At 46.2% G+C, this 25853-nt stretch carries 23 protein-coding genes and 1 rRNA gene; 14 read left to right on the top strand and 10 right to left on the bottom strand.

Annotated elements, in window-relative coordinates; genetic code table 11:
• The 3 genes from ABIA61_RS17035 to gyrA form a co-directional block, all read right to left on the bottom strand.
• Positions 1–82, bottom strand: a 16S ribosomal RNA gene (locus ABIA61_RS17035); the annotation flags it as partial.
• A 367-nt stretch (positions 83–449) separates the two neighbouring features.
• On the bottom strand, positions 450–1538 hold the full coding sequence (locus ABIA61_RS17030) for an HD-GYP domain-containing protein (protein ID WP_283654035.1): 1089 nt from the start codon (positions 1536–1538) through the stop codon (positions 450–452).
• 215 nt (positions 1539–1753) lie between these two features.
• A complete protein-coding gene (gyrA, locus tag ABIA61_RS17025) occupies positions 1754–4330 on the bottom strand; it encodes a DNA gyrase subunit A (RefSeq protein ID WP_283654034.1) in 2577 nt (858 codons plus the stop codon).
• A 469-nt stretch (positions 4331–4799) separates the two neighbouring features.
• On the opposite strand from gyrA, the gene ABIA61_RS17020 reads away from it, so the two are divergent.
• The gene (locus ABIA61_RS17020; RefSeq protein ID WP_283654033.1) at positions 4800–5627 is read left to right on the top strand and encodes a YheC/YheD family protein; all 828 of its coding nucleotides are present in this window, start codon (positions 4800–4802) and stop codon (positions 5625–5627) included.
• Positions 5628–5762: 135 nt separating this feature from the next.
• Here the strand turns inward: ABIA61_RS17020 and gyrB are convergent, their stop codons facing one another.
• From gyrB to dnaA, 6 genes are all read right to left on the bottom strand, one after another.
• Positions 5763–7673 carry a DNA topoisomerase (ATP-hydrolyzing) subunit B gene (gene gyrB / locus ABIA61_RS17015; RefSeq protein WP_283654032.1) on the bottom strand — a complete coding sequence of 637 codons (1911 nt, stop codon included), beginning with the start codon at positions 7671–7673 and terminating at the stop codon, positions 5763–5765.
• A 30-nt stretch (positions 7674–7703) separates the two neighbouring features.
• The gene (remB, locus tag ABIA61_RS17010) at positions 7704–7955 is read right to left on the bottom strand and encodes an extracellular matrix regulator RemB (protein WP_007433255.1); all 252 of its coding nucleotides are present in this window, start codon (positions 7953–7955) and stop codon (positions 7704–7706) included.
• A gap of 16 nt (positions 7956–7971) precedes the next feature.
• Positions 7972–9087 (bottom strand): DNA replication/repair protein RecF, encoded by a 1116-nt coding sequence (gene recF, locus ABIA61_RS17005; RefSeq protein WP_025683680.1) that lies wholly within the window; start codon positions 9085–9087, stop codon positions 7972–7974.
• A 54-nt stretch (positions 9088–9141) separates the two neighbouring features.
• On the bottom strand, positions 9142–9360 hold the full coding sequence (gene yaaA / locus ABIA61_RS17000; RefSeq protein ID WP_014279009.1) for a S4 domain-containing protein YaaA: 219 nt from the start codon (positions 9358–9360) through the stop codon (positions 9142–9144).
• Between the two features lie 45 nt (positions 9361–9405).
• Complete coding sequence (gene dnaN / locus ABIA61_RS16995; protein WP_025683682.1) at positions 9406–10548, bottom strand: DNA polymerase III subunit beta; 1143 nt, start codon at positions 10546–10548, stop codon at positions 9406–9408.
• 186 nt (positions 10549–10734) lie between these two features.
• On the bottom strand, positions 10735–12081 hold the full coding sequence (gene dnaA / locus ABIA61_RS16990) for a chromosomal replication initiator protein DnaA (RefSeq protein ID WP_014279007.1): 1347 nt from the start codon (positions 12079–12081) through the stop codon (positions 10735–10737).
• Between the two features lie 1115 nt (positions 12082–13196).
• Here dnaA and rpmH point away from each other — a divergent pair.
• The 11 genes from rpmH to ABIA61_RS16935 all read left to right on the top strand — a co-directional run bounded on the left by rpmH (position 13197) and on the right by ABIA61_RS16935 (position 23778).
• Positions 13197–13331 (top strand): 50S ribosomal protein L34, encoded by a 135-nt coding sequence (rpmH, locus tag ABIA61_RS16985; protein ID WP_007433250.1) that lies wholly within the window; start codon positions 13197–13199, stop codon positions 13329–13331.
• Positions 13332–13595: 264 nt separating this feature from the next.
• A complete protein-coding gene (gene rnpA, locus ABIA61_RS16980) occupies positions 13596–13946 on the top strand; it encodes a ribonuclease P protein component (RefSeq protein ID WP_283654031.1) in 351 nt (116 codons plus the stop codon).
• 71 nt (positions 13947–14017) lie between these two features.
• Positions 14018–14890 (top strand): YidC/Oxa1 family membrane protein insertase, encoded by an 873-nt coding sequence (locus ABIA61_RS16975; protein WP_283654030.1) that lies wholly within the window; start codon positions 14018–14020, stop codon positions 14888–14890.
• Positions 14887–15645: an RNA-binding cell elongation regulator Jag/EloR gene (gene jag, locus ABIA61_RS16970; RefSeq protein ID WP_283654029.1), complete on the top strand. Its 759-nt coding sequence runs from the start codon at positions 14887–14889 to the stop codon at positions 15643–15645. The genes ABIA61_RS16975 and jag overlap by 4 nt, the downstream gene beginning before the upstream one ends.
• A 164-nt stretch (positions 15646–15809) precedes the next feature.
• On the top strand, positions 15810–17186 hold the full coding sequence (mnmE, locus tag ABIA61_RS16965; RefSeq protein ID WP_404521413.1) for a tRNA uridine-5-carboxymethylaminomethyl(34) synthesis GTPase MnmE: 1377 nt from the start codon (positions 15810–15812) through the stop codon (positions 17184–17186).
• 100 nt (positions 17187–17286) lie between these two features.
• Complete coding sequence (mnmG, locus tag ABIA61_RS16960; protein WP_404521411.1) at positions 17287–19176, top strand: tRNA uridine-5-carboxymethylaminomethyl(34) synthesis enzyme MnmG; 1890 nt, start codon at positions 17287–17289, stop codon at positions 19174–19176.
• Entirely contained in the window at positions 19176–19898 is a 723-nt protein-coding gene (gene rsmG, locus ABIA61_RS16955) for a 16S rRNA (guanine(527)-N(7))-methyltransferase RsmG (protein WP_014279002.1), read from the top strand. Before mnmG ends, rsmG begins: the two co-directional genes overlap by 1 nt.
• A 433-nt stretch (positions 19899–20331) precedes the next feature.
• Entirely contained in the window at positions 20332–21150 is an 819-nt protein-coding gene (gene noc, locus ABIA61_RS16950; protein ID WP_283654025.1) for a nucleoid occlusion protein, read from the top strand.
• Positions 21151–21460: 310 nt separating this feature from the next.
• Complete coding sequence (locus ABIA61_RS16945; RefSeq protein WP_025683689.1) at positions 21461–22222, top strand: ParA family protein; 762 nt, start codon at positions 21461–21463, stop codon at positions 22220–22222.
• Positions 22215–23057: a ParB/RepB/Spo0J family partition protein gene (locus ABIA61_RS16940; protein WP_283654024.1), complete on the top strand. Its 843-nt coding sequence runs from the start codon at positions 22215–22217 to the stop codon at positions 23055–23057. The genes ABIA61_RS16945 and ABIA61_RS16940 overlap by 8 nt, the downstream gene beginning before the upstream one ends.
• Before the next feature lie 199 nt (positions 23058–23256).
• A complete protein-coding gene (locus tag ABIA61_RS16935) occupies positions 23257–23778 on the top strand; it encodes a DUF4446 family protein (RefSeq protein ID WP_404581038.1) in 522 nt (173 codons plus the stop codon).
• Here ABIA61_RS16935 and yyaC read toward each other — a convergent pair.
• Positions 23732–24337, bottom strand: coding sequence for a spore protease YyaC (gene yyaC, locus ABIA61_RS16930; RefSeq protein ID WP_283654022.1), 606 nt, complete (start codon positions 24335–24337; stop codon positions 23732–23734). The genes ABIA61_RS16935 and yyaC overlap by 47 nt on opposite strands.
• A 305-nt stretch (positions 24338–24642) precedes the next feature.
• Here yyaC and ABIA61_RS16925 point away from each other — a divergent pair, with 305 nt between their 5' ends.
• Together ABIA61_RS16925 and ABIA61_RS16920 are read left to right on the top strand one after the other, a co-directional pair.
• Positions 24643–25593, top strand: a complete 951-nt coding sequence (locus ABIA61_RS16925) for a mechanosensitive ion channel family protein (RefSeq protein ID WP_283654021.1) — start codon at positions 24643–24645, stop codon at positions 25591–25593.
• Positions 25583–25807 (top strand): DUF951 domain-containing protein, encoded by a 225-nt coding sequence (locus ABIA61_RS16920; protein WP_283654020.1) that lies wholly within the window; start codon positions 25583–25585, stop codon positions 25805–25807. Before ABIA61_RS16925 ends, ABIA61_RS16920 begins: the two co-directional genes overlap by 11 nt.
• The last annotated feature ends 46 nt before the right edge of the window (positions 25808–25853 follow it).

The raw sequence follows: 25853 nt of genomic DNA, 5'->3' as shown, positions 1-25853 counted from the left end.
TTTTAAAACAACCCCGCTCGACTTGCATGTATTAGGCACGCCGCCAGCGTTCGTCCTGAGCCAGGATCAAACTCTCCATTAAAGACCAACCGAAGCTGGTTTATAGAAAGAGCGATACGCTCATTTTGAAACTGACGAGATAAAATATCTCATTGTTCGCTTCCATTTTATACAGCCTGACGGCATGTACCAAAATCTCAGCGTTGGATTTTGCAAGCAAAATCCGTACTCACTCGTTGTTCAGTTTTCAAAGATCAAACATTTCTTTTTCGCCTCAGGGTTTCTTTCATCCCCTCAGCAACTTTTATAGTATATCATGTATCTCTCAGTTGTGTCAACACTTTTTTTTCAAAAGTGTTTTTCGCTCTACTTGATAACACTTGAAGCGACAAGAAATAATATATCATACTTCTATTATATTACGCAACTGTTTTTTTAAAAAAACTTACTTAAGTAACAATACACTCGATATATAGCTCTCTTTGAACCATTAAGTTAATGATTTCCCCGTTTACCTGCACCAACGGACGAGTCGGATGGTCTCGATCAGCAAATATAATTTCCCCTGTACGGTTATCATTGAGACGCACTTTGGTTCCGTTATTGAATTGAGTGAGCTTTTGGATGAAAACCTGTACAACACCCGGGTCCAGCTTACCAAATGATTCTGATTTGATTTGCTCCAGTACCAGATACGGGGATTGTGCTGGTCGGTAGGTCTTCTCCAGTGTCATGGCATGGAATACATCAGCCACTCCAACGATTTTAGCGTAAATATGAATTTGCTCCCCTTTGAGTCGCAATGGATATCCGGTACCATCCACTTTCTCATGATGCTGAAGAGCTGCCAGACGTACTCCTTCATTAATGGCCTTCACATTTTTGAGTAATTGGTAGCCTAATGAAGTATGCTGACGAATTTCTTCCTGCTCCTCCCACGTTAATTTAGAGGGCTTGTACAGAATGGCCGGGTCCATTTTAGCATTACCAATATCATGGAGTAATCCGGCAAAAGCAACCTGCATCCAGTCCTTTTGGGGCAAGCCAATCCATTGAGCAATAGAATACGAAGTCAGAGAGGTTAGTACCGCATTATGAAAAATATAATCAACTTCAATCATGACACGCGGAGTAAACGTCATTACATTATAGCGCTGGATGTATACCAGTAAGGCTTCCAACTGCCCCCGCAACTCATATATAGATAGATTAGATACGAGTACCGATTGGAATGCATTTTTCACGAGCATCACCATTTTGTCGTACTCTTCCTGGAATAAAACGGACTCATCCCGCTCCTCTAACGAAGGGGATTGCGCTTCAGGAGCCCCAACTCGAGCAGTAGCATGATCTTCACCAGCTTTTGTCGAACCATCAGGCCCTACTTCTACTTGCTGGATCAGGAATGCTTGTAAAATCTCCAAATCACGCGGTAGCAAAATACGGCCCTTCGGGAGCAGCAAGCTGCCCATTTCAGTAAATACGTCGCTTTGCAATCTAAGTCCTGCTTTTAATTCGGATACGGGTACTGTTGTCATGGTCAACCTCTCTGTTCTCATAACAGCAGCTCTAGCTGTCAGTTTTTATTATGTCATTATATTACTTGAACCTGATCCTGTACATTCATTTTATATGATTTTTAGCATACTTGCTGTATTCATCTGTCGGCAATAAAAAAAGACTCCCTGACCAATGGCCAAGGAGTCTTCCCCGTCATTTAAAAACCAATACCACTGTTTATATCGGTGGATTGTTACTCGTCCTCAGAAGGCTCCGAATCGTTACCTTGTGTACCTTCTACATCCGTACTAAGTGCTGAATCATCTGGTGATGGAGATGCACCCTCACCAACTTCTAGGTTAGTATCCTGCTCCTCGAGCAATTCATCGAGCAATTCATCCTGCTCCTCATTCTTGTTCGCACGACAAACGGTAGCAACCGAATCATCTTCGCGGATGTTGATCAGCCTTACCCCTTGTGTATTCCGACCCATCGTCGAAATTTCCTCCATGCTGGTCCGAATCAAGGTTCCACTGGCTGTAATGATCATCAGATCCTCTTCGGTTTTTACAACCTTGAGGCCAACAACTGGACCATTTTTATCCGTGACATTAATCGTCTTGATCCCCTTACCTCCACGGCCTTGGATACGGTAATCCAGTACAGGAGTACGTTTGCCATATCCTTTGGCTGTTACGATCAGGATATCCAGGCTGGTATCAACAATATCCATGCCTATTACAGCGTCACTCTTATCGAGAGTAATACCTTTAACCCCAGTGGCACTACGACCCATGGAACGTACATCACTCTCAGGGAAGCGGATAGACATGCCCTGCGCCGTACCAATGATCATTTCCTGCTGTCCATCGGTCAGCTTCACTTCGATCAGGGCATCATCCTCACGCAGGTTGATGGCAATCAAGCCACCCTTACGGATATTAGCGTAGTTATCGAGCGGTGTCTTCTTGATAATCCCTTGCTGAGTAGCAAAGAACAGATAGCTGTCCTCTACAAATTCCTCAATTGGAATAACCGCATTGATCGACTCGCCCTGCTCAATCTGAATCAGGTTAATGATCGGTGTCCCCCGGGCTGTCCGGCTCAGATCAGGAATCTCATAGGCCTTAATCCGATATACTTTACCCTTGTCGGTGAAGAATAACAAATGATGATGTGAATTCGTAATGAACAGATGCTCTACGAAATCCTCATCCTTGGTATCCATCCCCACTACACCACGACCGCCGCGTTTTTGACTACGATAAGTAGTCACGGGAAGACGCTTAATATATCCGGTATGGGTTACAGTAATGATAACATCCTCACGGGGAATAAGATCCTCATCCAGAATACTCTCTTCACCCACTGTAATTTCAGTACGACGTTCATCTGCGAAACGCCCTCTTAGCTCATTAAGCTCTTCGCTGATGATGTTAAGCACCAGATGCTCGTTGGCCAAAATTTCGCGGTATTCCGCAATCTTTTGCAACAACTCATTGTATTCGTTCTCGATCTTCTCACGTTCCAAGCCAGTCAGACGTTGCAGACGCATATCCAGAATGGCCTGAGCCTGCTCAAGAGACAGCGAGAAGCGTTCAATCAGTCCTTCACGCGCTGCTTCTGCGGTCTGTGAGGAACGAATCAATGCAATGACCTCGTCCAGATGGTCAAGGGCAGTGCGCAAACCTTCCAGAATGTGTGCCCTGGCCTCGGCTTTTTTCAGATCAAATTCTGTACGACGACGAATGACTTCAACCTGATGCTTGAGGTAATGATACAAGACATCTTTCAGGTTCAGAATCTTCGGCTCGTTATTTACAATTGCAAGCATATTGATACCGAAAGTGGACTGCATTGCCGTATGCTTAAACAAATTGTTCAGAACAACGTTCGGGTTCACATCCCTGCGCAACTCCATAACGACACGCATGCCTGTACGGTCCGATTCATCCCGCAGATCGGTGATGCCCTCAATACGTTTATCACGTACTAATTCAGCAATTTTTTCGACCAGACGAGCCTTATTTACTTGGTAAGGCAGCTCATGCACGATAATCCGTGCTTTATTGCCAATCTCTTCTATGGTGGTCTTCGCACGCATAGTTACAGATCCGCGGCCAGTCTGGTATGCCTGACGAATGCCCGAGCGTCCCAAAATATAACCTGCTGTCGGGAAATCCGGCCCTTGAATATAATCCATCAGTTCCATCGGTGTAATGTCAGGGTTCTCAATCAGTGCTTGTACACCGTCAATAACCTCTCCCAAGTTATGCGGAGGAATATTAGTAGCCATTCCGACCGCAATCCCGCCGACGCCGTTCACTAGCAAGTTAGGATAACGTGCAGGCAACACGACTGGCTCGTTCTCCTCACCATCGTAGTTCGGCATAAAATCAACGGTCTCTTTGTTCAGATCACGCAGCATTTCCATCGCGATCTTCGACAATCGCGCTTCCGTGTAACGCATCGCAGCCGCCATATCTCCATCAACGGAGCCAAAATTACCGTGTCCGTCCACCAGCATATAACGCAAAGAAAAATCCTGCGCCATCCGAACCATCGTATCGTATACAGCCGTATCACCATGAGGATGATATTTACCAATAACTTCACCGACGATTCTTGCCGATTTTTTGTATGGCTTGTCTGGCGACATGCCTAGCTCGGACATCGCAAACAAAATACGGCGGTGTACCGGCTTCAGTCCGTCCCGCACATCAGGCAAGGCACGGCTAACAATAATACTCATGGCATAATCCATAAAGGATTCGCGCATTTCCACTCCGATATCCCTGTTGATGATTTGCGAGTTTTTTTGATCCGCCATGCTGGTCCTCCTTCTCATCCTTCAATACATTGCTCTCTATGTGAAAAGCCTAACAAGACACTGCCTATATACTCCGCTCTGTGCGCAGGATTTTGGCTGAAATCCTCATCTGTATAATTATATTACTTTCACAAAAAGAGCACAATTAAACACATCTGTCCGCTTTACAGCGTAAAACCCTCAGAAGTTGCCCTTCTATGAGCAGCAGATGGCTAATGCATCGTACGGCTCACAGGTCCTGATCATGACAAATTCCCCCGAACTGGGGATTAGCCCCCACCCTGAAGGCCTTTTCCACATACAATACGTATACGGTCAGGGTTAACTGAGCACAATTCCGAAAAAACGCCGTATTTCTCTATTATATCATTGTTTTAAGCACTTGTCCTTTAGTTTCCCTTGTTTTGTTCAAGCGTTTTGAATTCCATGGAACGTGACTTACATTTTCAAAAGAAAGGGATGAGAATACTTGTCTATTCAACGAGTATCCAGTAAGTGGACCAAAACAAATGTCATCCTCCCCAATCCGTCGTTGTCCACTTATGTACCAGAAACACGTTTGTATGCAATGGAACACTTGAATGAAATGTTGGCAGTGTACGGAACCGTCTATATTAAGCCGGATAACGGTACTTATGGGAAAGGGGTTATGCGCGCAGAAAGACTCACTGAACCGCTTCCGCCGACTGAAGAGGGAATTATCGGGGAAAGAACGTGGTACATCCTTCGTTATGAGGTAGAGACCCACACCTTCGAAAATCCGGAAGACCTGCATAAAGCAGTTTCTCATCGCATACGGAAGCGCCCTTATCTAATTCAACGAGGAATCCCCCTTCTTCATCATGATGCGTGTCCCTTTGATCTACGGGTATTAACACAGATGAACTTGAGAAAGCAATGGGAGACAACGCTCATCATAGGACGTGTAGCTGCTCCTGACAAAGTCGTCACCAATCACCACAGCGGGGGCACAGTGCGCTTTTTCAATGAACTAGTAGCCCCATATCTGGATGTAAAGGAAGCGGTACGACTGGAGCAAAAACTATCGAAAATGGGCGAACGGGTAGCTTGGCAGCTACAAAAAAGATATCCTCGTTTGAGGGAAATTGGATTGGATATAGGACTGGATCAGCAAATCTATCCGTGGATTTTGGAAGTGAATACGAGACCAGCCATTAAAGTGTTCTCTTCCCTGCCCAACAAAAGCCTATATCATAAAATATTCAGGTATGCTGTAGGCTACGGCCGTTATACAGCATCCACGGGTAAACCTGCACGCACTAAGAAAAAGGCGTAAAGCTTTGATATTAAATATTCAAATTCTCCCCGACGGGTTAATGACAGGAAAAGGGACGCTCAATCTGAGCGCCCCTTGGCAAAATCCATCAATGAAAGCAGTTAATACAGCCGTCCATGATGGAATAGTGTAAATTTAAACATCAAGATTTTTCACGTACTTGGCGTGCTCCTGAATAAAGTCGCGACGCGGTTCAACATTATCGCCCATTAGGGTATCGAACATCGTATCAGCCAGCATTGCATCACTGATGGTAACTTGAAGCATTGTACGGCTCTCTGGGTCCATTGTCGTTTCCCACAACTGGGTTGCGTTCATTTCACCCAAACCTTTATAACGCTGTACGTTGTACTTCGCATTTTCTCCGAATTCACTGATGATAGCATCACGTTCGGCTTCAGAGTTTGCATAACGTACGACCTTATTGCGCTCTACCTTAAACAGCGGCGGCTGAGCAATATAGACATAGCCGGCGTCAATAATTTTACGCAAGTACCGATAAAAAAATGTCAGCAACAGCGTCCGAATATGGGCTCCATCGACGTCCGCATCGGTCATAATAATGACCTTGTGATAACGAGCTTTAGCAATATCGAAATCGTCGCCAATCCCCGTTCCCATAGCCGTTACCATTGACCGAATTTCATCACTGGACAAAATACGATCCAAACGTGCCTTCTCGACGTTCAGGATTTTACCGCGAATCGGCAAAATAGCCTGAAAGTGACGATCACGGCCTTGCTTGGCCGATCCGCCCGCTGAATCGCCTTCGACGATGTACAGTTCGCTAATCGACGCATCCTTGGAAGAACAGTCTGCCAGCTTACCTGGGAGGGAGCTGATTTCCAGCGCACTTTTACGACGAGTCAGCTCACGCGCTTTACGTGCAGCCTCACGAGCACGGGCTGCTTGTAATGATTTATCAACAACGCGACGGGAGACAGACGGATTTTCCTCCAGAAATTCCTGAAGTTTCTCTGCGAACAGGGATTCGACAATCCCGCGCACCTCACTGTTACCCAGCTTCGTTTTGGTCTGACCTTCAAACTGAGGTTCCGGGATTTTGACGGAGATAATCGCTGTCAGTCCTTCACGCACATCGTCACCCGTCAAGTTGGCGGTGTTGTCCTTGATAAAGCCATTTTTGCGTGCATAATCGTTAATGATCCGGGTCAATGCGCTCTTGAAGCCAGATTCATGGGTGCCGCCTTCATGGGTGTTGATGTTGTTGGCGAAAGAATAAATATTTTCGGTATAGCTGTCGTTATATTGCAGCGCAACTTCGACCTGAATCATATCGCGTGAGCCTTCGACATAGATCGGTTGCTCATGAAGTGCTTCTCTTTTCTGATTCAAAAATTGCACGTATTCACTGATTCCGCCCTCGTAGTGGAACGTATCACTGGCGCCAGTCCGTTCATCGGTCAAGCTAATCGCAATTCCTTTGTTCAGGAAAGCCAACTCACGAATCCGCGTTTGGAGCGTCTCATAGTCATATACGGTCGTTTCTGTAAAAATTTGATCGTCCGGGTAGAACGTCGTTTGGGTACCGGTTTCGTCCGTATCGCCAATGACTCTGACATCATACTGCGGAGCACCGCGATGGTATTCCTGCTCGTACATATGCCCATCCCGTTTGACGTGAACGACCATTTTGCTGGAGAGGGCGTTCACTACGGATACACCAACACCGTGCAGACCGCCGGATACCTTGTACCCTCCGCCTCCGAATTTACCACCTGCGTGAAGCACAGTCATAACGACTTCCAGCGCAGATTTTTTCATTTTGGCGTGTTCGCTTACTGGAATACCGCGTCCGTTATCTGTAACGGTAACGCTGTTATCTTCGTGAACGACAACTTGAATGCTGTCACAATAGCCTGCCAGCGCTTCGTCAATGCTGTTGTCCACAACTTCCCAGACCAGATGATGGAGCCCTTTGGCACTGGTGGAACCGATATACATCCCGGGACGTTTCCGAACCGCCTCCAGGCCCTCCAGGACCTGAATCTCACCCGCATCATAAGACGGTTGATTCATAGACATGCCTTTCACCTACTTCTATAGATTCTATGGTTAAGCATTGGCAACAAACTGGTTTGCCCGCTTTTTGAGAGTTGTTGAGGAGATGGGGGAATAATACACCGTATTTTGAGTCACCACGATGGACTTGGCTTCCTCTTCACCAATCATCTCGACATGCTTTTGCTGTTGGGCGTGGTTCACGTACTGCTTGGAGATTTTAGAGGATTTTTCAATCGAGATATCGAAAATAGCCACAAGCTCTGACGAGCGGATGATTTTTTCTCCACCCAGATGAATATACATAGCGGTCACTCACTCCTTAGTGTTCCACATGCCCGTCGTGGACGTGATAAATACTGGCATCCTTGAGCCGTTCTGCATTCAAGGTCTCAATACCAGTTGCCGTAATAAAGGTCTGTACCTTGCTCTGGAAGGTCTCGATCAGTTGGGTCTGACGGTAGGGGTCCAGTTCGGATAGAACATCATCCAGCAGCAGGACAGGATATTCACCAATTTCCTCATGGATTAATTCAATTTCAGCCAGCTTCAAGGACAGGGCAGTCGTCCGCTGCTGCCCCTGAGAGCCATACGTATGCACTTCCCTGCCGTTAATGGCAAAGGCCAAATCATCACGATGGGGTCCTGCCAAAGTCATACCACGGCGGATTTCCTGTTCCCTCATTTGGGATAACTTTATCATAAATCGCTCCAATAAGACAGCTTCATCTTCTTCCTCCGGCTCGCTGAAGGAGGGAACATAGGTTAATTTTAACTCCTCAGTCCCTCCCGCGATCCCTTCATGAATGGCCTGAGCCCACTTTTGCAGCTTTGTTATAAATTGTTTCCGCTTTTTAACAATTTTAACACCGTGCTCAACAAGTTGCTCATTCCATACCTCCAGCATGAGCTGTACGGAAGCCATATCTTTGCCCCAAGCTTGTTTGAGCAGGTTGTTACGCTGGACCAGCACTTTCTGGTATTGCTGCAAATGGTACAGATATCCCGGAGCAACCTGTCCAATTTCCATGTCAAGAAACCGGCGACGTACCCCCGGTGTTCCCTTGACGATTTCCAAATCCTCAGGTGCAAACATAACGACATTCAGCGAACCGATAAAATCGCTCAGCTTTCGCTGCTCCAGTCCGTTGATCTTCGCTTTTTTCCCTTGTGTGGATAACGACAGATCCAGCCTGATTTTTCCGTATTTTTTATCCACATCCGCAGCTAGATGAGTGGAGGTAGCCCCGAAAGAGATCAACTCCTTGTCGCGCGACGTCCGATGACTTTTGGTCAGAGCCAGGACAAAAATCGCCTCTACCAGGTTCGTTTTGCCCTGCGCATTTTGTCCAATCAGCAAATTAACGGGCCCAAATTCATTCAGCTCCAGCTGTTCATAGTTCCGGTATTGCTGCAAAACAATATTGTTCACAAACACATAGGGTCCCCCTTGTTATTCCGCACCTAAAAGGAGTCCTTGCCGACCAGGCGATCATGCTCCTGCCGTGATCTCGAAACTTCCGTTGTCCTCTACTTCTACGGTATCGCCTGGGTACAATTTTCTTCCGCGTCGTTCTTCCGGCTCACCGTTGACACGAACTTGCCCCTCCTGCAACAGAGCTTTGGCCATTCCCCCTGTAGAAACACAATCAGCTAATTTTAAAAATTGATCGAGCTTGATGTATTCGGTCTGTATAGATATCCGTTTCAAGGCTTGTTCATCCTTTCGCTTGCTCTCAATAAGTGACGCTAGACGTTAGTTGGTGGTGCGATATGGCAGGATGATGTACAGTGCATTGCTGGAGTCTGCCGGTTTTAAAATGATCGGGCTCATAATGCCGGTAAAAGCAATCGTCAGCTGCTCACTGTCAATCACCTTCAGCACATCAAGCATATATTTCGAGTTGAACGAGATTTTGAGCGGCTCTCCCTCAAATTTGGAGACTGTGACTTCCTCACGTACTTTACCCAGCTCGGAGGAGCTGGAGGAAATCTCCAAGCCACCGTTTTCCAGCGACTGCATTTTTACAATATTCGTTTTTTCCTCACGGGACAGCAAATAAGCACGGTCGATGGATTCGCTCAAACTTTTTGTATCCACAATCAGTTCTGTTTTGTAGGAGGTTGGAATAATTCTAGAAGTATCCGGATACGTTCCGTCCAAAATGCGGGAATAAAACAGAACCCGGTCAATTTTGAATAGTACCTGGTTGTCTGCTACGACGATATCCACAAGCATATTTTGATCCGGAATAATTTTGCTCAGTTCGTTCAACGTTTTACCTGCAATGACAACATTGCTGAAGCGCAAGCCTTCGGACGTTTCCAAACGGGCGCTACGGGTGGCGAGGCGGTGGCGGTCCGTTGCTACAAATTTTAATTCGCCCTCAGCCAAATTCCACAATACCCCTGTCAAAATAGGTGTCGTTTCGTGAGTGGAAATGGAGAAAACGGTCTGTTTGATCATGTTTTTGAGCAAATCACCTGGTACAGAGATAACCTGATTTTCTTCAATGCTCGGAAGCACCGGGAATTCCTCAGGGTCCAGACCCACAATCTGAATTTCGGTTGCACCGGATGAGATGAAGGTTTGGAAATGGTCTTTTACCTCCATGCGGATCTCCTGAGACGGCAGCTTCTTGATGATTTCGACAAAGAACTTGGCTGGCAGTACAACACTTCCCGGTTGTTCGACCTGAACGACGGTTTGGTCACCATCCTCCATCGGAATAAAGGATTGAATGGAGATGTCAGTATCGCTGGCAGTCAACGTTACTCCCTGATGATTCACATCCAGCTTAATACCACTCAAAATCGGAATCGTGGTCCGACTTGATATGGCCTTGGATACATGTTGTATAGCCTCGTTCAATACGTTTTTCAAAATGCTGATCTTCATAAGTTCCTCCTACGGGTTTTAATCCTTCAAGCACGCGTTGACGCGGGCCTTATTTAGGTGATGTATATCTTTAAAATCTATTAGTAATAGTAATAGGCGCACTGAATATGTGGATAAGTCGGTGTAAGCCTAATAAAATCAAGCCTATCCACATGTGTATAAGTTGTGTATAGGCTCTGAACTTGTTCAGGTTGGATTTTTGATTTTTTCGATTAGGCTGTTGATAACTTTGAACAGCTCCTGATCCACTTGAATGGATTTGGAGATTTTTTCGTGCGCATGAATGACGGTTGTATGGTCGCGTCCACCGAAGGCTTCTCCGATTTTCGGCAACGAATAGTCGGTTAGCTCGCGCGACAGGTACATGGCGATCTGCCGTGGAAAAGCCACAGCCTTCGTCCGCTTGCGTGCTTTGAAATCCTCCAAGCGCAAATTGTAAAATTCCCCGACTTGATGCTGTATATCCTGAATGGTAATCATTTTGGGACGACTGGAAGGAATAATGTCCTTTAACGCCTCGGCCGCGAGATGACTTGTCACATCCTGATTGGTCAGCGAGGAATAGGCAACAACGCGAATCAGTGCCCCTTCCAGCTCACGGATGTTCGTATCAATCTGGTTGGCGATATACATCATAGCCTCATTGGGAATATCCAGGTTTTCCGCTCTCGCCTTTTTCCGGAGAATTGCAATTCGCGTTTCCAGATCCGGCGGCTGAATATCCGTAATCAATCCCCACTCAAAGCGGGAACGCAGCCGTTCCTCCAGCGTTGGGATCTCCTTAGGCGGACGATCACTTGAGATAATAATTTGTTTGCGTTCCTCATGAAGCGCATTGAACGTGTGAAAAAATTCCTCCTGCGTCGACTCCTTGCCTGCAATAAACTGAATATCATCAATGAGCAAAATATCAATATTACGATATTTGTTCCGGAAGCTTTCCCCACGGTTGTCCCGGATGGCATTAATAAATTCGTTCGTAAACTTCTCCGATGACAAATACACGACCTTGCTGGCCGGGTTGTGTTCCAAAATATAATGCCCGATGGCGTGCATCAGATGCGTTTTTCCCAGACCTACACCGCCGTACAGAAACAGCGGGTTGTAAGCTTTGGCCGGCGCCTCGGCGACGGCCAGCGATGCTGCATGGGCAAAACGGTTCCCCGATCCGATGACAAACGTATCGAATGTATATTTGGGATTCAGCATATGGGACACGGCTTCTTCATGTACGACCGGCTGCTGCTGAGGTTGTTGCTGGAGATCGAACTCGGCGGGCTTGTTCTCCTCAATGACGAACTTGACCTCCAGCTGCTTGCCCAAAATTTCATAAACCGTTGCCCCGACTAGCTTGGTATAGCGGCTTTCAAGCCATTCCACGGCAAAAGTTGTCGGTGCGGAAATCACAATGGAGTGGTCATTCAGTTTCGCTGCCTTGGTAGCCTTAAACCAAGTGTCGTAACTCGGCTTACTCAGCTTGGTTTGTATGATGGATAGAATTTGCTGCCATAGTTCAGAGGTATGGCTGTCCACAGACGTCACTCCTTTTAAATCCTGACATTTTGCCGTTTAAGCTGCAGAGAGCTGCTCCCGGCGCTTCGGCAAAACGCCTAAAATCCCAAAAATGTTGTTGAAGGCCATAAAAAGACATACCGCCGCCTAAATCATGCGGCAGTGTGATGAGAGAACGCAGCACAAAATGGTCCTGAAAAAAAGCTAATGGAAAAATCCGCTGCTGATCGGCAGAAGAAGGCGATATTTCTCAGGAGGGTATGTGCGGCACGATCCGTTCTCTTGATCCCGCAGGCCAAAACGGGACTGCAATATGTCGAAATCAAATGAAAAATGTAGAATATATCCCCAGAATCCCGAATCCGCACAAAAATAAAAAGATGGATAAATTGAACTTGTTCACAACTTTATCCACAGGGTGTTGATAATATGGAGGGTAAAACAACATATTCACATTCAAAAGTAATATCATCATAGCAAAAGAAGCCTTGTATTTCAATGACTCATGGTTATTTATCCACAAATTCAATCTGTTGTGTACAATTTTTATTCACAACACAAGATATTGTTTATAATTTGTTCAGTTTTCGACAATAACTCTTTATCGTCTCAAAATGTTATGCACAGGTTATGACCATTTAAATCACAATTCAGCTTTTTTTGTGGATCTGTGCATAACAGCCGTTGCCTTTTGGTCACAGGAGGCGTTTTTCCTGTTGAAAATTTCCGGTAACGTTTCCGAAAATATTTTTAATGATATGGTCATGATGCTTGGAAATATGCCGATCTCAAAATAGAGACGGTGTGAAGGAATAGGAAGGAAGAGCAAACAGTAAGGAATAGGAGTGGTGGAAGGAACGCAAAATGTAGACAAGCTGATATTGAAGAAGGAAGGTCAAAGAAAATCCACGATAAAAAAGGACAAAAGAGCGTGGGATAAGTGAACTGGATGAAGGAGCAAAATCTCTGGGCGTGAAAAAGAGGGAGAGGATTGCGTGATTTTGGGGGAGGGGATTAAGCTGTACATTGACTTTGGCCGCTATTTGTGGTTAAATGTACAAAGGTGTTTTTTGTGGAGATTGCTATGTTAGGTATATTCCATATAAAACGTATTCCTTGTAAGGAGGTGCAGTACAATGAGACCGACTTTCAGACCGAATGTCAGCAAGCGTAAAAAAGTTCACGGCTTCCGTAAAAGAATGAGCACAAAGAATGGCCGTAAAGTTTTGGCAGCTCGTCGCCAAAAAGGCAGAAAAGTATTGAGTGCGTAATGCGTGCATAAAGACCACTACGGTGGTCTTTTTTTTTCATAATGGAGGTATTTATGGGGCGGATCGCTTTCCCTGTGTCTGCAGAAATGCAGTGAAAAAAGAGGGAGGAGCACCGCAACCTGCTCTATATTAGATGAAGCTTTTGAAAATGGATGTAAAATAAGCGAGATTACCATGGGGGAATGTTGTCCATACTTCTTACTATATAAGGGGTAAGGATTGGCATGCCGGCATGTGTAAAAGAGATGAGCAAGGAGAAGCGCCGTGCAAAAAAAATTGCGTCTACGAAACCGGGCGGACTTTGGGCGAGTATACCGCCATGGCAAATCTTTTGCCAACCATCAGTTTGTGGTGTACTGGTTCCGCCGCAGAGAGGTAGAGCAGTTCCGCGTTGGAATTTCGGCCAGCAAGAAGATCGGCAACGCAGTTGTCCGCAACCGGATGCGCAGGATCGTTAAGGAAATTATGCGCCATCATGAGCATGAATTGGTGGAGCAAATTGACCTGATTTTTATCGTCCGCAAGGGAGCGGTTACAATGTCGTATCAGGAGCTGGAGAAAAGCGTGCTGCACGTTCTGCGCAAAGCCTCGCTGCTCAAGTCTTCACGCCGATAGTCAGTATCTTTGTCCTACAGGATATGGTATGATTTACGTTGGAATGGATTGGTTAAGAAAGGGGTTATGAAGTGTCGCGTTTGAAGACTCAACGGGGGAAATGGTTCCTCCTGATTGCCTTATTGGCACTTGTTGCTGTGCTGTCTGGATGTGCTCCGACAGTCCACAATTCTTACACGACGGCAGATTTGGCCAATGGATCTTGGTGGCAAAGATATGTCGTTTACTGGTTTTCGTATGCGCTGGATACGTTTGCCCAATGGTTCTCTGGAGAGTATGGCCTGGCCGTACTGATACTGGTGATTATCGTGCGTACCATTATTTTGCCGCTTACACTCAAGCAAGTACGCAGTTCTAAAGCAATGCAGGCCATTCAGCCGCAATTAAAAGAAATTCAAGCGAAATACAAGGATACGCCTGAGAAAGTCCAGCAAGAGACGATGAGGCTGTTCCAGGAAAACAAGGTCAACCCGATGGCGGGCTGTCTTCCTTTGGTCGTTCAGATGCCGATTTTCATCGCGCTCTATAATGCCATTTACTATAACTCGGCATTGCGGGATCATGATTTCTTGTGGCTCCAGTTAGGTAAACCGGATCACTTCTTTATCCTGCCAATTCTGGCGGCAATCACAACATTCGTCCAAACCTGGATGATGATGAAAATGAATCCGACTCCGCAGCAGGGACCGATGCAATTTTTGCTGTACGTCTATCCGGTGCTGATTCTGTTCATGTCGTATAACTTCCCATCTGCTTTGCCGTTATACTGGTTCTACAGTAATATTTACACGATTATTCAAAACTATTTCCTTTATCGGAATAAGGATAAAGAAGTTGCGCTGGCAAATGTGAAAACAGCCAGTCTTACGAAAACAGGTTCCTCCAATAGCAATAACAAGAAAAAAGGTGGCAGAAACTCGAAGGGGGCTAAAAAGTCGAGATGACCAAAGTCGTGACTTCAGGAAAAACCGTTGAAGATGCTGTAAAACAAGGACTCTCCCAGCTGGGAGTAAGCCGTGAACGGGTAACCGTAAACGTGTTGGAACAGCCGTCAAAAGGATTCCTGGGGTGGCTCGGGGTCAAGAAGGCGAAGGTAGAGCTTACTCTGCTGTCTGATCCGTCTCCCGAAACCACACACGCGGCTGAACATTATGTATCGACACAAACGCCAATCGTGGGACAGGCTGTTGTTACGGAAGCTGAACCTGTTACGCAGGAAGTACGTACGAGCAAGGAAGCCTCCACGGGCCATGCAGATCCCTATGAAGAAGCTGTGCGTTTTATTCATGAAACAGCAGCGGGAATGGGACTGGATGTGGAAGTGGATGTTCGTCACCGCAAGGATGAAAGCATACTGGATATATCCGGTCCGTCGCTCGGCATGCTGATCGGCCGCCGGGGACAGACGCTGGATGCATTGCAGTACCTGACGAATATCGTTGCTAACCGTCATTCTGACAAATTCATCCGGATTGTGCTGGATGCCGAGCAATTTCGCGCACGTCGGCAAAAAACGCTGGAGGATTTGGCGGATCGGCTGGCCAACCAAGCTATTCGTTACGGCAAGGAAGTAGTGCTGGAGCCAATGCCGTCACAGGAGCGGAAGCTGATTCACGCCAAGCTTCAACAGCATGCGCTGGTTAGAACATACAGCAAGGGGGACGAGCCGAATCGGCGCGTCGTCATTGCTAAAAAATAATCCGACGCAATGGCTCTCTGCAAGGTGCAGAAGCCATTGCTTTTTTTTAAACATAAGACTTTATAAGTTACACTCTATTTGTTCTTATATTTCTCGCTGAAACGGTTGCCGTCCTTGATCAAGGACGGCAATGCCGTTTCTACTTGACAGGAGGTAGAAATCATATGCTGAGCGATACCATAGCTGCCATAGCAACGGCTGTCGGCGAAGGGGGCATTGCGGTTGTACGGGTCAGCGGCCCGGAAGCCGTTACGGAAGTGGAAGCTTTGTTCCGAAGCAAAACGCCTCTAAGCAAGGCTCCATCTCATACGGTACACTATGGACATATTATAGATCCTCAAAGCCACGAAAAGGTGGAGGAAGTTCTAGTTACGGTCATGCGAGCGCCGCGTTCTTTTACAACAGAAGATGTCGTAGAAATCAGTACCCATGGTGGGGTTGTAGCCGTCAAACGGGTGATGGATTTACTACTGCTGCAAAATATACGTTTGGCCGAGCCGGGCGAATTTACGAAGCGTGCTTTTCTGAATGGTCGTATTGATCTGAGTCAGGCGGAGGGAGTCATTGACCTGATTCGCTCGAAGTCGGATAAAGCTTTTTCAGTAGCTTTGAAGCAAGTAGATGGACAACTGTCACAGAATATCCGCCGTTTGCGTCATGTTCTGGTAGAGACACTGGCTCATATTGAAGTGAACATTGATTATCCTGAGCATGATGTGGAATCTTTTACGTCTGAGTTAATCAAGGATAAGAGCAGTCAGGTCATGGCGGAAATTGATCGGCTGCTGCATACAGCGGAGCAGGGGAAAATTTTACGTGAGGGCTTAACCACAGCGATTGTCGGAAGACCGAATGTGGGGAAATCCTCGCTGCTGAATACACTGGCTCAGGGCGAACGGGCGATTGTGACCGATATTCCGGGCACGACCCGTGACGTTATTGAGGAATATGTGACGATTAACAGCATTCCTCTGAAGCTGCTGGATACGGCTGGCATTCGGGAAACGATGGATGTAGTGGAACGGATCGGGGTAGAGCGTTCGAGAACGGCGGTTAGTGAAGCGGATCTGCTGCTCATCGTGATTAACGCTAACGAACCACTGCATGAGGATGAAATGGCATTAATGGAACAAATCCGCGGTAGACAAGCGATTGTCATTATGAATAAAATGGACTTACCGGCCCAAGTAGACCAGGATTTGCTGCTGCGTTATGTTCCTGAAGAGCTTATCGTACCGATGTCTGTAAAGGAAAATGAGGGAGCAGATCGGTTGGAGCAGGCCATATCACAATTGTTCTTTAGCGGTAAGCTGGAATCAGCCGATATGACATATGTCAGCAATGTACGGCATATTGCTTTGTTAAAGAAGGCTCGCCAATCGTTGGTAGATGCCTATGAAGCCGCTGATCAATTCGTTCCGATTGACATGATTCAGATTGATGTACGGCTGGCGTGGGAGCATTTGGGCGAGATTGTGGGCGATACGGCGCATGATGCCTTAATCGATCAAATATTTTCACAATTCTGTCTGGGCAAATAGGACATTCGAGTATGGCTGGGTTAAGCCCTGCTATCTTTATAGATATACAAGAGCATATTCGGTACGCGAACACCGAAGTGCATAAGGAGGTAAGAAAGGTATGGGATATCAAGGAGGCGACTATGACGTAATTGTCGTAGGCGCGGGCCATGCGGGTGTGGAATCCGCCTTGGCAGCAGCCCGGATGGGCTGCCGTACGTTGATGATTACGATTAACCTGGATATGGTCGCGTTCATGCCCTGCAACCCGTCTATTGGGGGTCCTGCTAAGGGACATGTGGTGCGTGAAATTGATGCTTTGGGCGGCGAAATGGGCCGGAACATCGACAAGACGTTTATCCAAATGCGGATGTTGAACACAGGTAAGGGGCCTGCGGTCCACGCATTGCGCGCACAGGCAGACAAGTTCTCTTATCAGCATACGATGAAGGAAACGATGGAAAAGGAACCAAATCTGACCTTGCGCCAGGGAATGGTGGAAGAGCTGATTATTGAAAACGGTCATTGCGTGGGCGTCATCACGAAGACCGGCACGGAGTACCGAAGCAAAGCGGTTGTATTAACTACAGGCACTTATTTACGTGGTAAAATCATTATGGGTGAGCTGATGTATGAGAGTGGCCCGAACAATCAACAGCCTTCGTTGAGACTGTCTGAGCATTTGCGCGAGCTGGGCTTTGATCTGGTCCGCTTCAAAACGGGTACACCGCCGCGCGTGCATAAGGACACGATTGATTTTAGCAAAACCGAAATTCAGCCGGGGGACGATCAGCCGAAGTTTTTCTCGTATGAAACGAAGTCTTCGGATAATGAGCAGCTTCCTTGCTGGCTGACCTATACTTCAGTGGAAACTCATCAGATTATTAATGATAATTTGCATCGTGCGCCGATGTTTTCTGGTCTGATTGAAGGAACAGGACCGCGTTATTGTCCATCTATTGAAGATAAAGTGGTGCGTTTTAGTGATAAGCCGAAGCATCAGATTTTTCTGGAGCCTGAAGGTAAAAACACATCTGAATACTATGTTCAAGGCTTGTCGACCAGCTTGCCTGAGGATGTGCAATTAGCTGTGCTGCGCTCGATTCCGGGGATGGAAAAGGTAGAAATGATGCGTAACGGCTATGCGATTGAGTATGATGCCATGGTGCCTACACAATTGTGGCCTACGTTGGAAACGAAAAGAGTGCCCGGCCTGTTCACGGCGGGTCAAATTAACGGCACTTCCGGTTATGAAGAAGCTGCGGGTCAAGGGATTATGGCAGGTATTAACGCGGCTCGTAAGGTGCAGGGCAAAGAACCTGTCGTGCTGGACCGCTCCCAAGGCTACATTGGGGTTCTGATCGACGATCTGGTGACCAAGGGTACGAATGAGCCTTACCGCTTGCTAACGTCCCGTGCGGAATACCGCCTGTTGCTGCGTCATGATAATGCAGATTTGCGATTGACTCCGATCGGGCATGATATCGGCCTGATTACGAATGAACGGTACGAGCGCTTTTTGGATAAAAAGCAAAAGGTAGAGCAAGAGATTGAGCGTTTGCGTCTGGCGAAGGTTCGTCCAGTTGATGTAAATGAGATGCTGGAGCAAGGTGGATCTGCACCGATACAGGACGGCAGTAATTTGTTAACCGTGCTGCGTCGACCAGAGATCAGCTATGCACAAGTGGCACAAATTTCACCTTCACCTGTAGCTCTGACTGAGGAGGAACAGGAGCAGGTCGAAATCCAGATTAAGTATGCGGGCTACATCGAGAAACAACTGATGCATGTAGAACGTCTGCAAAAAATGGAGAAGAAAAAACTTCCAGAGGATATCATATACGATGAGGTTCAGGGTTTGGCGATTGAAGCCAAGCAGAAGCTTGCCAAAATTCGTCCGATGTCGATTGGTCAGGCATCCCGTATTTCGGGTGTGACGCCTGCGGATATTTCCATTTTGCTCGTTTATCTGGAGCATTATAACCGCGTAACGGCAGCAAGGGGATCATAATGGACGCGATACAACAGCAATTTAAGCAGCGACTGGCAGAGCATAGCATTGTGATTAATGACAGTCAGCTAGAGCAGTTCGAAACGTATTACCGTGTGCTGGTTGAGTGGAATGAAAAGATGAACCTGACAGGCATTACAGAGCGTGATGCGGTGTACACCAAGCATTTTTATGATTCTCTTTCGCTGGCTTTTTATGTTCCGTTAAATGATGTGGAAAGCTTGGCAGATATCGGATCGGGTGCAGGATTCCCCGGTATTCCTTTGAAAATATGCTTTCCGCAGATTCAGTTGACCATTGTGGATTCGTTGAACAAACGCATACAATTTCTGGCGCATGTGGTAGAACAACTGGGATTGGAAGACGTGGAGCTGATTCATAGCAGGGCAGAAGAATTGGGTCGTAAAACGGGATACCGGGACAGCTATGATCTGGTCACAGCCAGAGCCGTTGCCCGTCTTGCGGTGCTGAATGAATTTTGTTTGCCTTTTGTCCGTGAAGGAGGTCACTTTGCTGCGATGAAGGGCAGTGACCCAACAGAGGAAATCAAGGAAGCTTCCTACAGCTTGAAAGAGCTTAAGGGAAAAATTAAGCATATTCAGGCTTTTCAGTTACCTGTAGAGGATGCAGCCAGACATATGATTATTATTGAAAAAAGAGCAGCTACACCACGGAAATATCCGCGTAAGCCGGGTACGCCTTTAAAAACACCGTTAGTGTAACCAATTGAAAGAAAGTGAATGTTTCACGTGAAACATTCACTTTTTTTATGGCTTGCGATGCTCTTTACATAAACAACGTAAAATGCAGAAGGTCTTTACTTACGACGCAGAGGAACATGGATAAATAGGCATCTGATCGGGTACACAATTTATTCTCTGATCCTTCCGAAAAGCTGGTAGAGACGATAGGATTATGGCTGGAAAAGTGATAGAATAGAGATAATCGTTTTTGATGTAAGTTGACTGCTTCCCGTACCGTTCAATTCAGATATACATAAGGGGGAGCGGGACAACAATGCCAGGGAGAATACGTGGAGTGTACCCGGTTACGGCGCTGTCTCATATAAAAGGGGCTACGATCCGCGTAAGGAACTGTTTTTCACGAAGCGCTGTTAGTATGGTGCTATTATGAAATTAGGTGGTATTATACGGAATGAAAGAACAATTTTCCAAGCTATTTGGTTTGACGGAGCGATCCTCTGGGGACGAAATAAAACAAATTCCAGTTGGGGATATTGTCAGCAGTCCTTATCAGCCCCGCACCATATTTGACGACGAGAAGATTGATGAGCTATGCCAGACCATTAAGACGCATGGTGTAATTCAGCCGATTGTCGTTCGTTTCCGTAATGGACATTACGAAATTATAGCAGGGGAACGTCGATGGAGAGCTGTTACCAAGCTGGGGATGGATACCATTCCAGCCATTGTTCGTGAGTTTAATGATTCACAAGCTGCGTCCATCGCGTTGATTGAGAATCTTCAAAGGGAAGGGCTAACAGCGATTGAAGAGGCTGTAGCTTACCAGAAGCTGATTGATCTGCATCAGCTCACCCAGGAAAGTCTCGCTCAGCGACTTGGCAAAAGCCAATCCACTATTGCTAATAAGATACGGCTGCTTCACCTGCCAGAGAGAGTGAAAGGTGCTCTAATGGAACGCAAAGTGTCCGAGCGTCATGCCCGTGCGTTATTGTCATTAGAGACTGAAGAGCTACAGTATAAGGTTTTGGATGAAGTCATCGCTAAGGAACTCAATGTGAAACAGACAGAGGCGAGAGTCGCCTTTTATAAACAAGTGTCCACGATGAAGAAATCCAAGCGGATTTCCTTTACTAAGGATGTCCGGCTTGCGCTGAATACGATTCGTCAATCCATTGATATGGTGTCTGGCTCAGGGTTGGATATCAAGACCAAGGAATCCGATCATGAGGATCACTATGAGATTGTCATTCAAATTCCCAAACGTAAGTAAGGGATGAAGCGTACAGGCGGCAGCAATTGCCGCTTTTTCTGTCTAACGCCGAATAAAACCGCAGCATACTCGCATTCTATTTTAAAAATTGCCGTTATCCGTAAGCTAATGATGGAGAATCGTCTTACTAGAGGATTTTGCAATATAAGCATTTTGCATCAATCGCAAGAGCGATTTTAAATCAGCAATATATAGATCCAAACGGTTTAGTTTGTCTATCTATTGTACTTTTAAGCGTTGGGAATCGAATGATGCAAAATGCTGTTCAAGAAATATAGCAGGATTCCGATTAAATTATGAGGTGAATGAAGTGTCAAAAATAATAGCCGTAGCCAATCAAAAGGGCGGAGTGGGCAAAACAACTACTTCCGTGAATTTGGGCGCCGGACTTGCTTCCCTCGGCAAAAGGGTATTGCTCGTGGATATCGACCCGCAAGGTAATACAACCAGCGGTGTGGGTATCAATAAGGCGGATGTGGCAAATTGCATTTATGATGTACTCATTAATGAGGTTGATCCTAGCGAAGCGATTGTCAGTACACAGATTGAGGGACTGGATATTATTCCGGCCACCATTCAGCTGGCAGGAGCGGAAATTGAGCTGGTACCGACCATTTCTCGTGAACTCAGGTTAAAAAGATCGCTCCAGCTCGTCAAGCATAAGTACGATTATATATTGATTGATTGCCCTCCGTCGTTGGGGATTTTGACACTTAATTCTTTAACAGCCTCTGATTCGGTCATTATCCCCATTCAATGTGAATATTACGCATTGGAAGGATTAAGTCAGCTACTGAATACGGTGCGATTGGTACAAAAGCACTTGAATACCTCGCTGCAAATTGAAGGCGTATTGTTGACGATGTTTGACGCCCGCACTAATTTGGGTATTCAGGTGATTGAAGAAGTGAAAAAGTATTTTCAAAGCAAGGTTTATCAGACGATTATTCCACGCAATGTGAGACTCAGTGAAGCACCATCACATGGCCAGTCCATTATTACGTATGATCCCCGCTCTCGTGGGGCAGAGGTATATATTGAGTTGGCAAAGGAAGTGGCATCTTATGAGTAAACGGTTGGGAAAAGGGCTGGATGCACTCATTCCCTCCCTTACAGTCAATGATGAGGACAAGGTTGTTGACATTCCACTTAGCCAGTTGCGTGCAAATCCGTACCAGCCTCGAAAAACGTTTGATGAGGAATCGATTAAAGAACTGGCAGAATCCATTCGTCAGCACGGTGTTATCCAACCTATTATTGCGCGTAGTGTATTAAGAGGCTATGAAATTATTGCAGGTGAAAGAAGATTTCGGGCTTCTCAATATTGTGGGAATTCGACGATACCTGTGGTTGTTCGCAATTTTACCGATCAGCAGGTAATGGAGATTGCCCTGATTGAGAATTTGCAGCGTGAAAATCTGAACGCTATGGAAATAGCAGTAGCTTATCAGGGATTAATGGATCAGTTCTCGTTAACTCAAGAGGAATTGTCCTTGAAAGTGGGTAAGTCGCGCTCTCATATTGCGAATTTTCTTCGTTTGCTTGCATTGCCGGAGGAAGTTAAGGATCATGTTTCACGTGGAACATTATCTATGGGACATGCCAGAGCGATTGTTGGGCTTAAAAATCCCGATATGGTGAAGCAATTGGCGACACAATGTATTGAGCAACAATGGAGTGTTCGGGAGCTGGAAGAAGCTGTACAGCAGTTGGATCATAAGCCTGGTGAAGCGAAGGCCAAGTCCAAGGTGAGAAAAAAGGACCCTTTTATTGATCATATGGAAGAGTCCTTGCGTGAACGTTTTAAAACAACTGTGAAAATCAAGCATAACAAGGATAAAGGTAAAATCGAATTGAATTATTACAGCCAGCAGGATTTGGAAAGATTACTGGAGCTATTGCAGTAGTCTGTACGAAATAGGACATGTCTCCTTGATCGAAATGGGAAGTGAGATATGTCTTTGCTTTGTCTGGAAGTGAAGGAATCAGAATGGTCTGGATGGATAAACTAATAGCCTTTTGTTATTTGTTTCGCTGTCCTCAAACGTATAAAATAAGAGGTATGCAGTGACATGATTTTTGAGGTGGAGGAGTAGAAGCAAGCATATGGCTGAATTGAACGGACTAATCATGGAACAGCTTGCCGGAATCGTTGCAGGGATTGTGCTTATTTTGCTCATCCTGATGATTGTTATCATTGTGCAGGGTGCAAAGTTGAAGAAGATGCGACGAAAGTATGAAACCATGATGGCAGGCAGCGGTGTCGAAAATTTGGAAACGCTGCTGATTGATTTGAAGGTGCAAATGGATACGATTGAGGATGAGCAGGAAGCCCATCGTGCAAGTATGGAATCTCTACGCAGTAAACTGACTGGCCTGAAGGGACATATAGGTATCAAACGCTATAATGCCTTTGGCAAGCGAGGGAGCGATTTAAGCTTCTCCATGGCCATTGTAGATGATAATCAGGATGGTATCGTATTAACCGGTATTTATAACCGGGATGGCTCTTATGTGTATGCCAAGCCCCTGGAAGCGGGGCAGTCATCCTATTCCTTATCTCCTGAAGAGAAAGAAGCCGTTACTCTTGCGCAGCAAGCAGGACGGAACGGTAATGCCACTCCTTAATCGCGGAGTATAAGCTGCCAGCAATGATATCTGATAATTTCATTACCAGATTTAGTCTTGTATTTTGCAACACAAAGTATTCCATAAAGCCGCCGACGTTAACGATTCCTGTCAAATGGATATCGCCGACCGGCGGTAATTCTTTATTTACCCCCGCTCCAGGCTTCAAAGGCCCGTCCGCAACCTGAATGCATCCGACGCTGGAGGTTTGTCCAAGACATGCGTCTATGCCGATGATATAGGGCTGGTCGTACCGGGTGTGTATGCCGTCCAATGTTGTTTGCAGATTCATAGCATGTACAGGCTCCTCCAATGTTCCGTAAAGGTGAAAGAGCGGGCTTTTATAACGTGACAACTGGGTACCTACGAGCGGGCCGAGACAATCTCCAGTAGAACGGTCGGTGCCGATGCAAATAATAACGATATTTTGCAGACTGGGCGCCTGGTGCAAATGGAACAGCAAACGATGGCTGATGGCTGATTGGATCCCGGGGTCGGTGTGTGATATTTTTAAGCTAAGGGGTTCTTGCTCCGGAATGAAGTCAGATGGATGAGTCATGGAATCTTCCTTTCGCTCTGTAATGGAGTGTGCAGATTGCGCTCGCTTTATAGACCGTTAGCTGTTGGCATAGCATTGATCAGAGATGAAAACCAGCAGTAAACTGCCTTAGAGAATGACAATTAGCCTGCGGGTAACAATTATTCTCAAGATAGTAGATAGTATATGGATAAGTTTGGGGTTTTATACTCGGCGAAGTAGATTATTCATAGCAAAATGAATGAAACCAGTAGATGGGCTTATGTAGTAGACAATAGAATTTGGGAAACCAGAAGAGTGTCCCTTGTGTAAGGAGGAGCAACAGAATGACCTTAATGCGTTGGTTGGAGAACAATACAGGGACGACTGCTGTTGTGAAGGATGCGATGCACTGGAAGGATGTTATATGGGAATGGCTTTCAGATAGTGCGATGTGGTCGACTTTGTTGTTTGTGGTTTTGAAGATTGCCATTATTTTCATCATCACACGTATCTTTATTCGCGTTATTAATAAAATTATAGATAAGTCGATGCAGCAAAAGGGAGAGAACAGCAGGTTTCAATTGAATACCAGGCGGCTAACAACCGTCCGAGAACTGCTGAAAAATGTAACAAATATCGTATTCAATTTTATTCTGATTATGCTGGTATTGTCTCAAATGGGCATTAATCTCGGGCCTCTGATTGCCGGAGCCGGAGTGCTTGGGTTGGCCGTTGGTTTTGGGGCGCAGAGCTTGGTTAAGGATGTGATTACCGGGTTCTTTATTATTTTCGAGGATCAGTTTGCTGTAGGAGACGTCATTCAGACAGGAACCTTCAAAGGTACAGTAGAAGTGATTGGGCTGCGTACAACCAGGCTGGTGAGCTGGAAAGGGGAAGTTTATATTTTACCTAACGGCTCGATTACGGCGGTTACGAACTTTTCCATGTCCAATTCGTTGGCGGTGGTGGATGTACCGATGAAGGCCGAGCGTACTCTGGAGGAAGCTGTTGGTTTGGTAAAGCAAGCGATCCATGGCATTGAAGAGTCCAACGTGCAGATGCTGAATATACCGGATGTTCTGGGGGTTCAGTCCATGACGACATCAGAGTATATTGTGCGTGTTGTGGCGGAGTGTATGCCGAATACAGGGGCTGCGGTAGAACGTGATATTCAGAATAACATCAAGAAGGCACTAGAGGATGAGGAACATCGTCAGAGCGCGCTGGAGACGGCGGTAACCCTCGAGAAGGAAGACGAGCAAGAAAGAAAAGGGGGAGAGAAGGGTGGAGCGTAAGTCGTTTGAACTGGGGGACATTGTGCAGATGAAGAAGCCCCATCCCTGCGGAACGAATGAAATGGAAATTATCCGTATGGGTATGGATATTCGGATCAAATGTGTCGGTTGCCAGCACAGTGTGCTGATTCCGCGTGCCAAGTTCGAAAAGAATATGAAGAAGGTGCTGCGTTCAAAATCCAACGCTGACGGGCAAAATTCGGAAACGAACTGAGCCGGGGGAGCTGAGTGATTTTGGACAGCAATGAACTTGCATCATG

It is taken from the genome of Paenibacillus sp. RC21, from assembly GCF_044907935.1.
Lineage (GTDB): Bacteria > Bacillota > Bacilli > Paenibacillales > Paenibacillaceae > Paenibacillus > Paenibacillus terrae_A.
The sequence above is the reverse complement of the archived record's forward strand: the minus strand, read 5'-3'. Positions and strand labels throughout refer to the sequence as shown.

Bases quoted from the DNA above. Each gene is read 5' to 3' on its own strand.
- ABIA61_RS17030 (WP_283654035.1), bottom strand. From the start codon at position 1,538: ATGACAACAGTACCCGTATCCGAATTAAAAGCAGGACTTAGATTGCAA.
- gyrA (WP_283654034.1), bottom strand. From the start codon at position 4,330: ATGGCGGATCAAAAAAACTCGCAAATCATCAACAGGGATATCGGAGTG.
- gyrB (WP_283654032.1), bottom strand. From the start codon at position 7,673: ATGTCTATGAATCAACCGTCTTATGATGCGGGTGAGATTCAGGTCCTG.
- remB (WP_007433255.1), bottom strand. From the start codon at position 7,955: ATGTATATTCATCTGGGTGGAGAAAAAATCATCCGCTCGTCAGAGCTT.
- dnaN (WP_025683682.1), bottom strand. From the start codon at position 10,548: ATGAAGATCAGCATTTTGAAAAACGTATTGAACGAGGCTATACAACAT.
- rpmH (WP_007433250.1), top strand. From the start codon at position 13,197: ATGAGACCGACTTTCAGACCGAATGTCAGCAAGCGTAAAAAAGTTCAC.
- jag (WP_283654029.1), top strand. From the start codon at position 14,887: ATGACCAAAGTCGTGACTTCAGGAAAAACCGTTGAAGATGCTGTAAAA.
- mnmE (WP_404521413.1), top strand. From the start codon at position 15,810: ATGCTGAGCGATACCATAGCTGCCATAGCAACGGCTGTCGGCGAAGGG.
- mnmG (WP_404521411.1), top strand. From the start codon at position 17,287: ATGGGATATCAAGGAGGCGACTATGACGTAATTGTCGTAGGCGCGGGC.
- rsmG (WP_014279002.1), top strand. From the start codon at position 19,176: ATGGACGCGATACAACAGCAATTTAAGCAGCGACTGGCAGAGCATAGC.
- noc (WP_283654025.1), top strand. From the start codon at position 20,332: ATGAAAGAACAATTTTCCAAGCTATTTGGTTTGACGGAGCGATCCTCT.
- ABIA61_RS16940 (WP_283654024.1), top strand. From the start codon at position 22,215: ATGAGTAAACGGTTGGGAAAAGGGCTGGATGCACTCATTCCCTCCCTT.
- ABIA61_RS16935 (WP_404581038.1), top strand. From the start codon at position 23,257: ATGGCTGAATTGAACGGACTAATCATGGAACAGCTTGCCGGAATCGTT.
- yyaC (WP_283654022.1), bottom strand. From the start codon at position 24,337: ATGACTCATCCATCTGACTTCATTCCGGAGCAAGAACCCCTTAGCTTA.
- ABIA61_RS16925 (WP_283654021.1), top strand. From the start codon at position 24,643: ATGACCTTAATGCGTTGGTTGGAGAACAATACAGGGACGACTGCTGTT.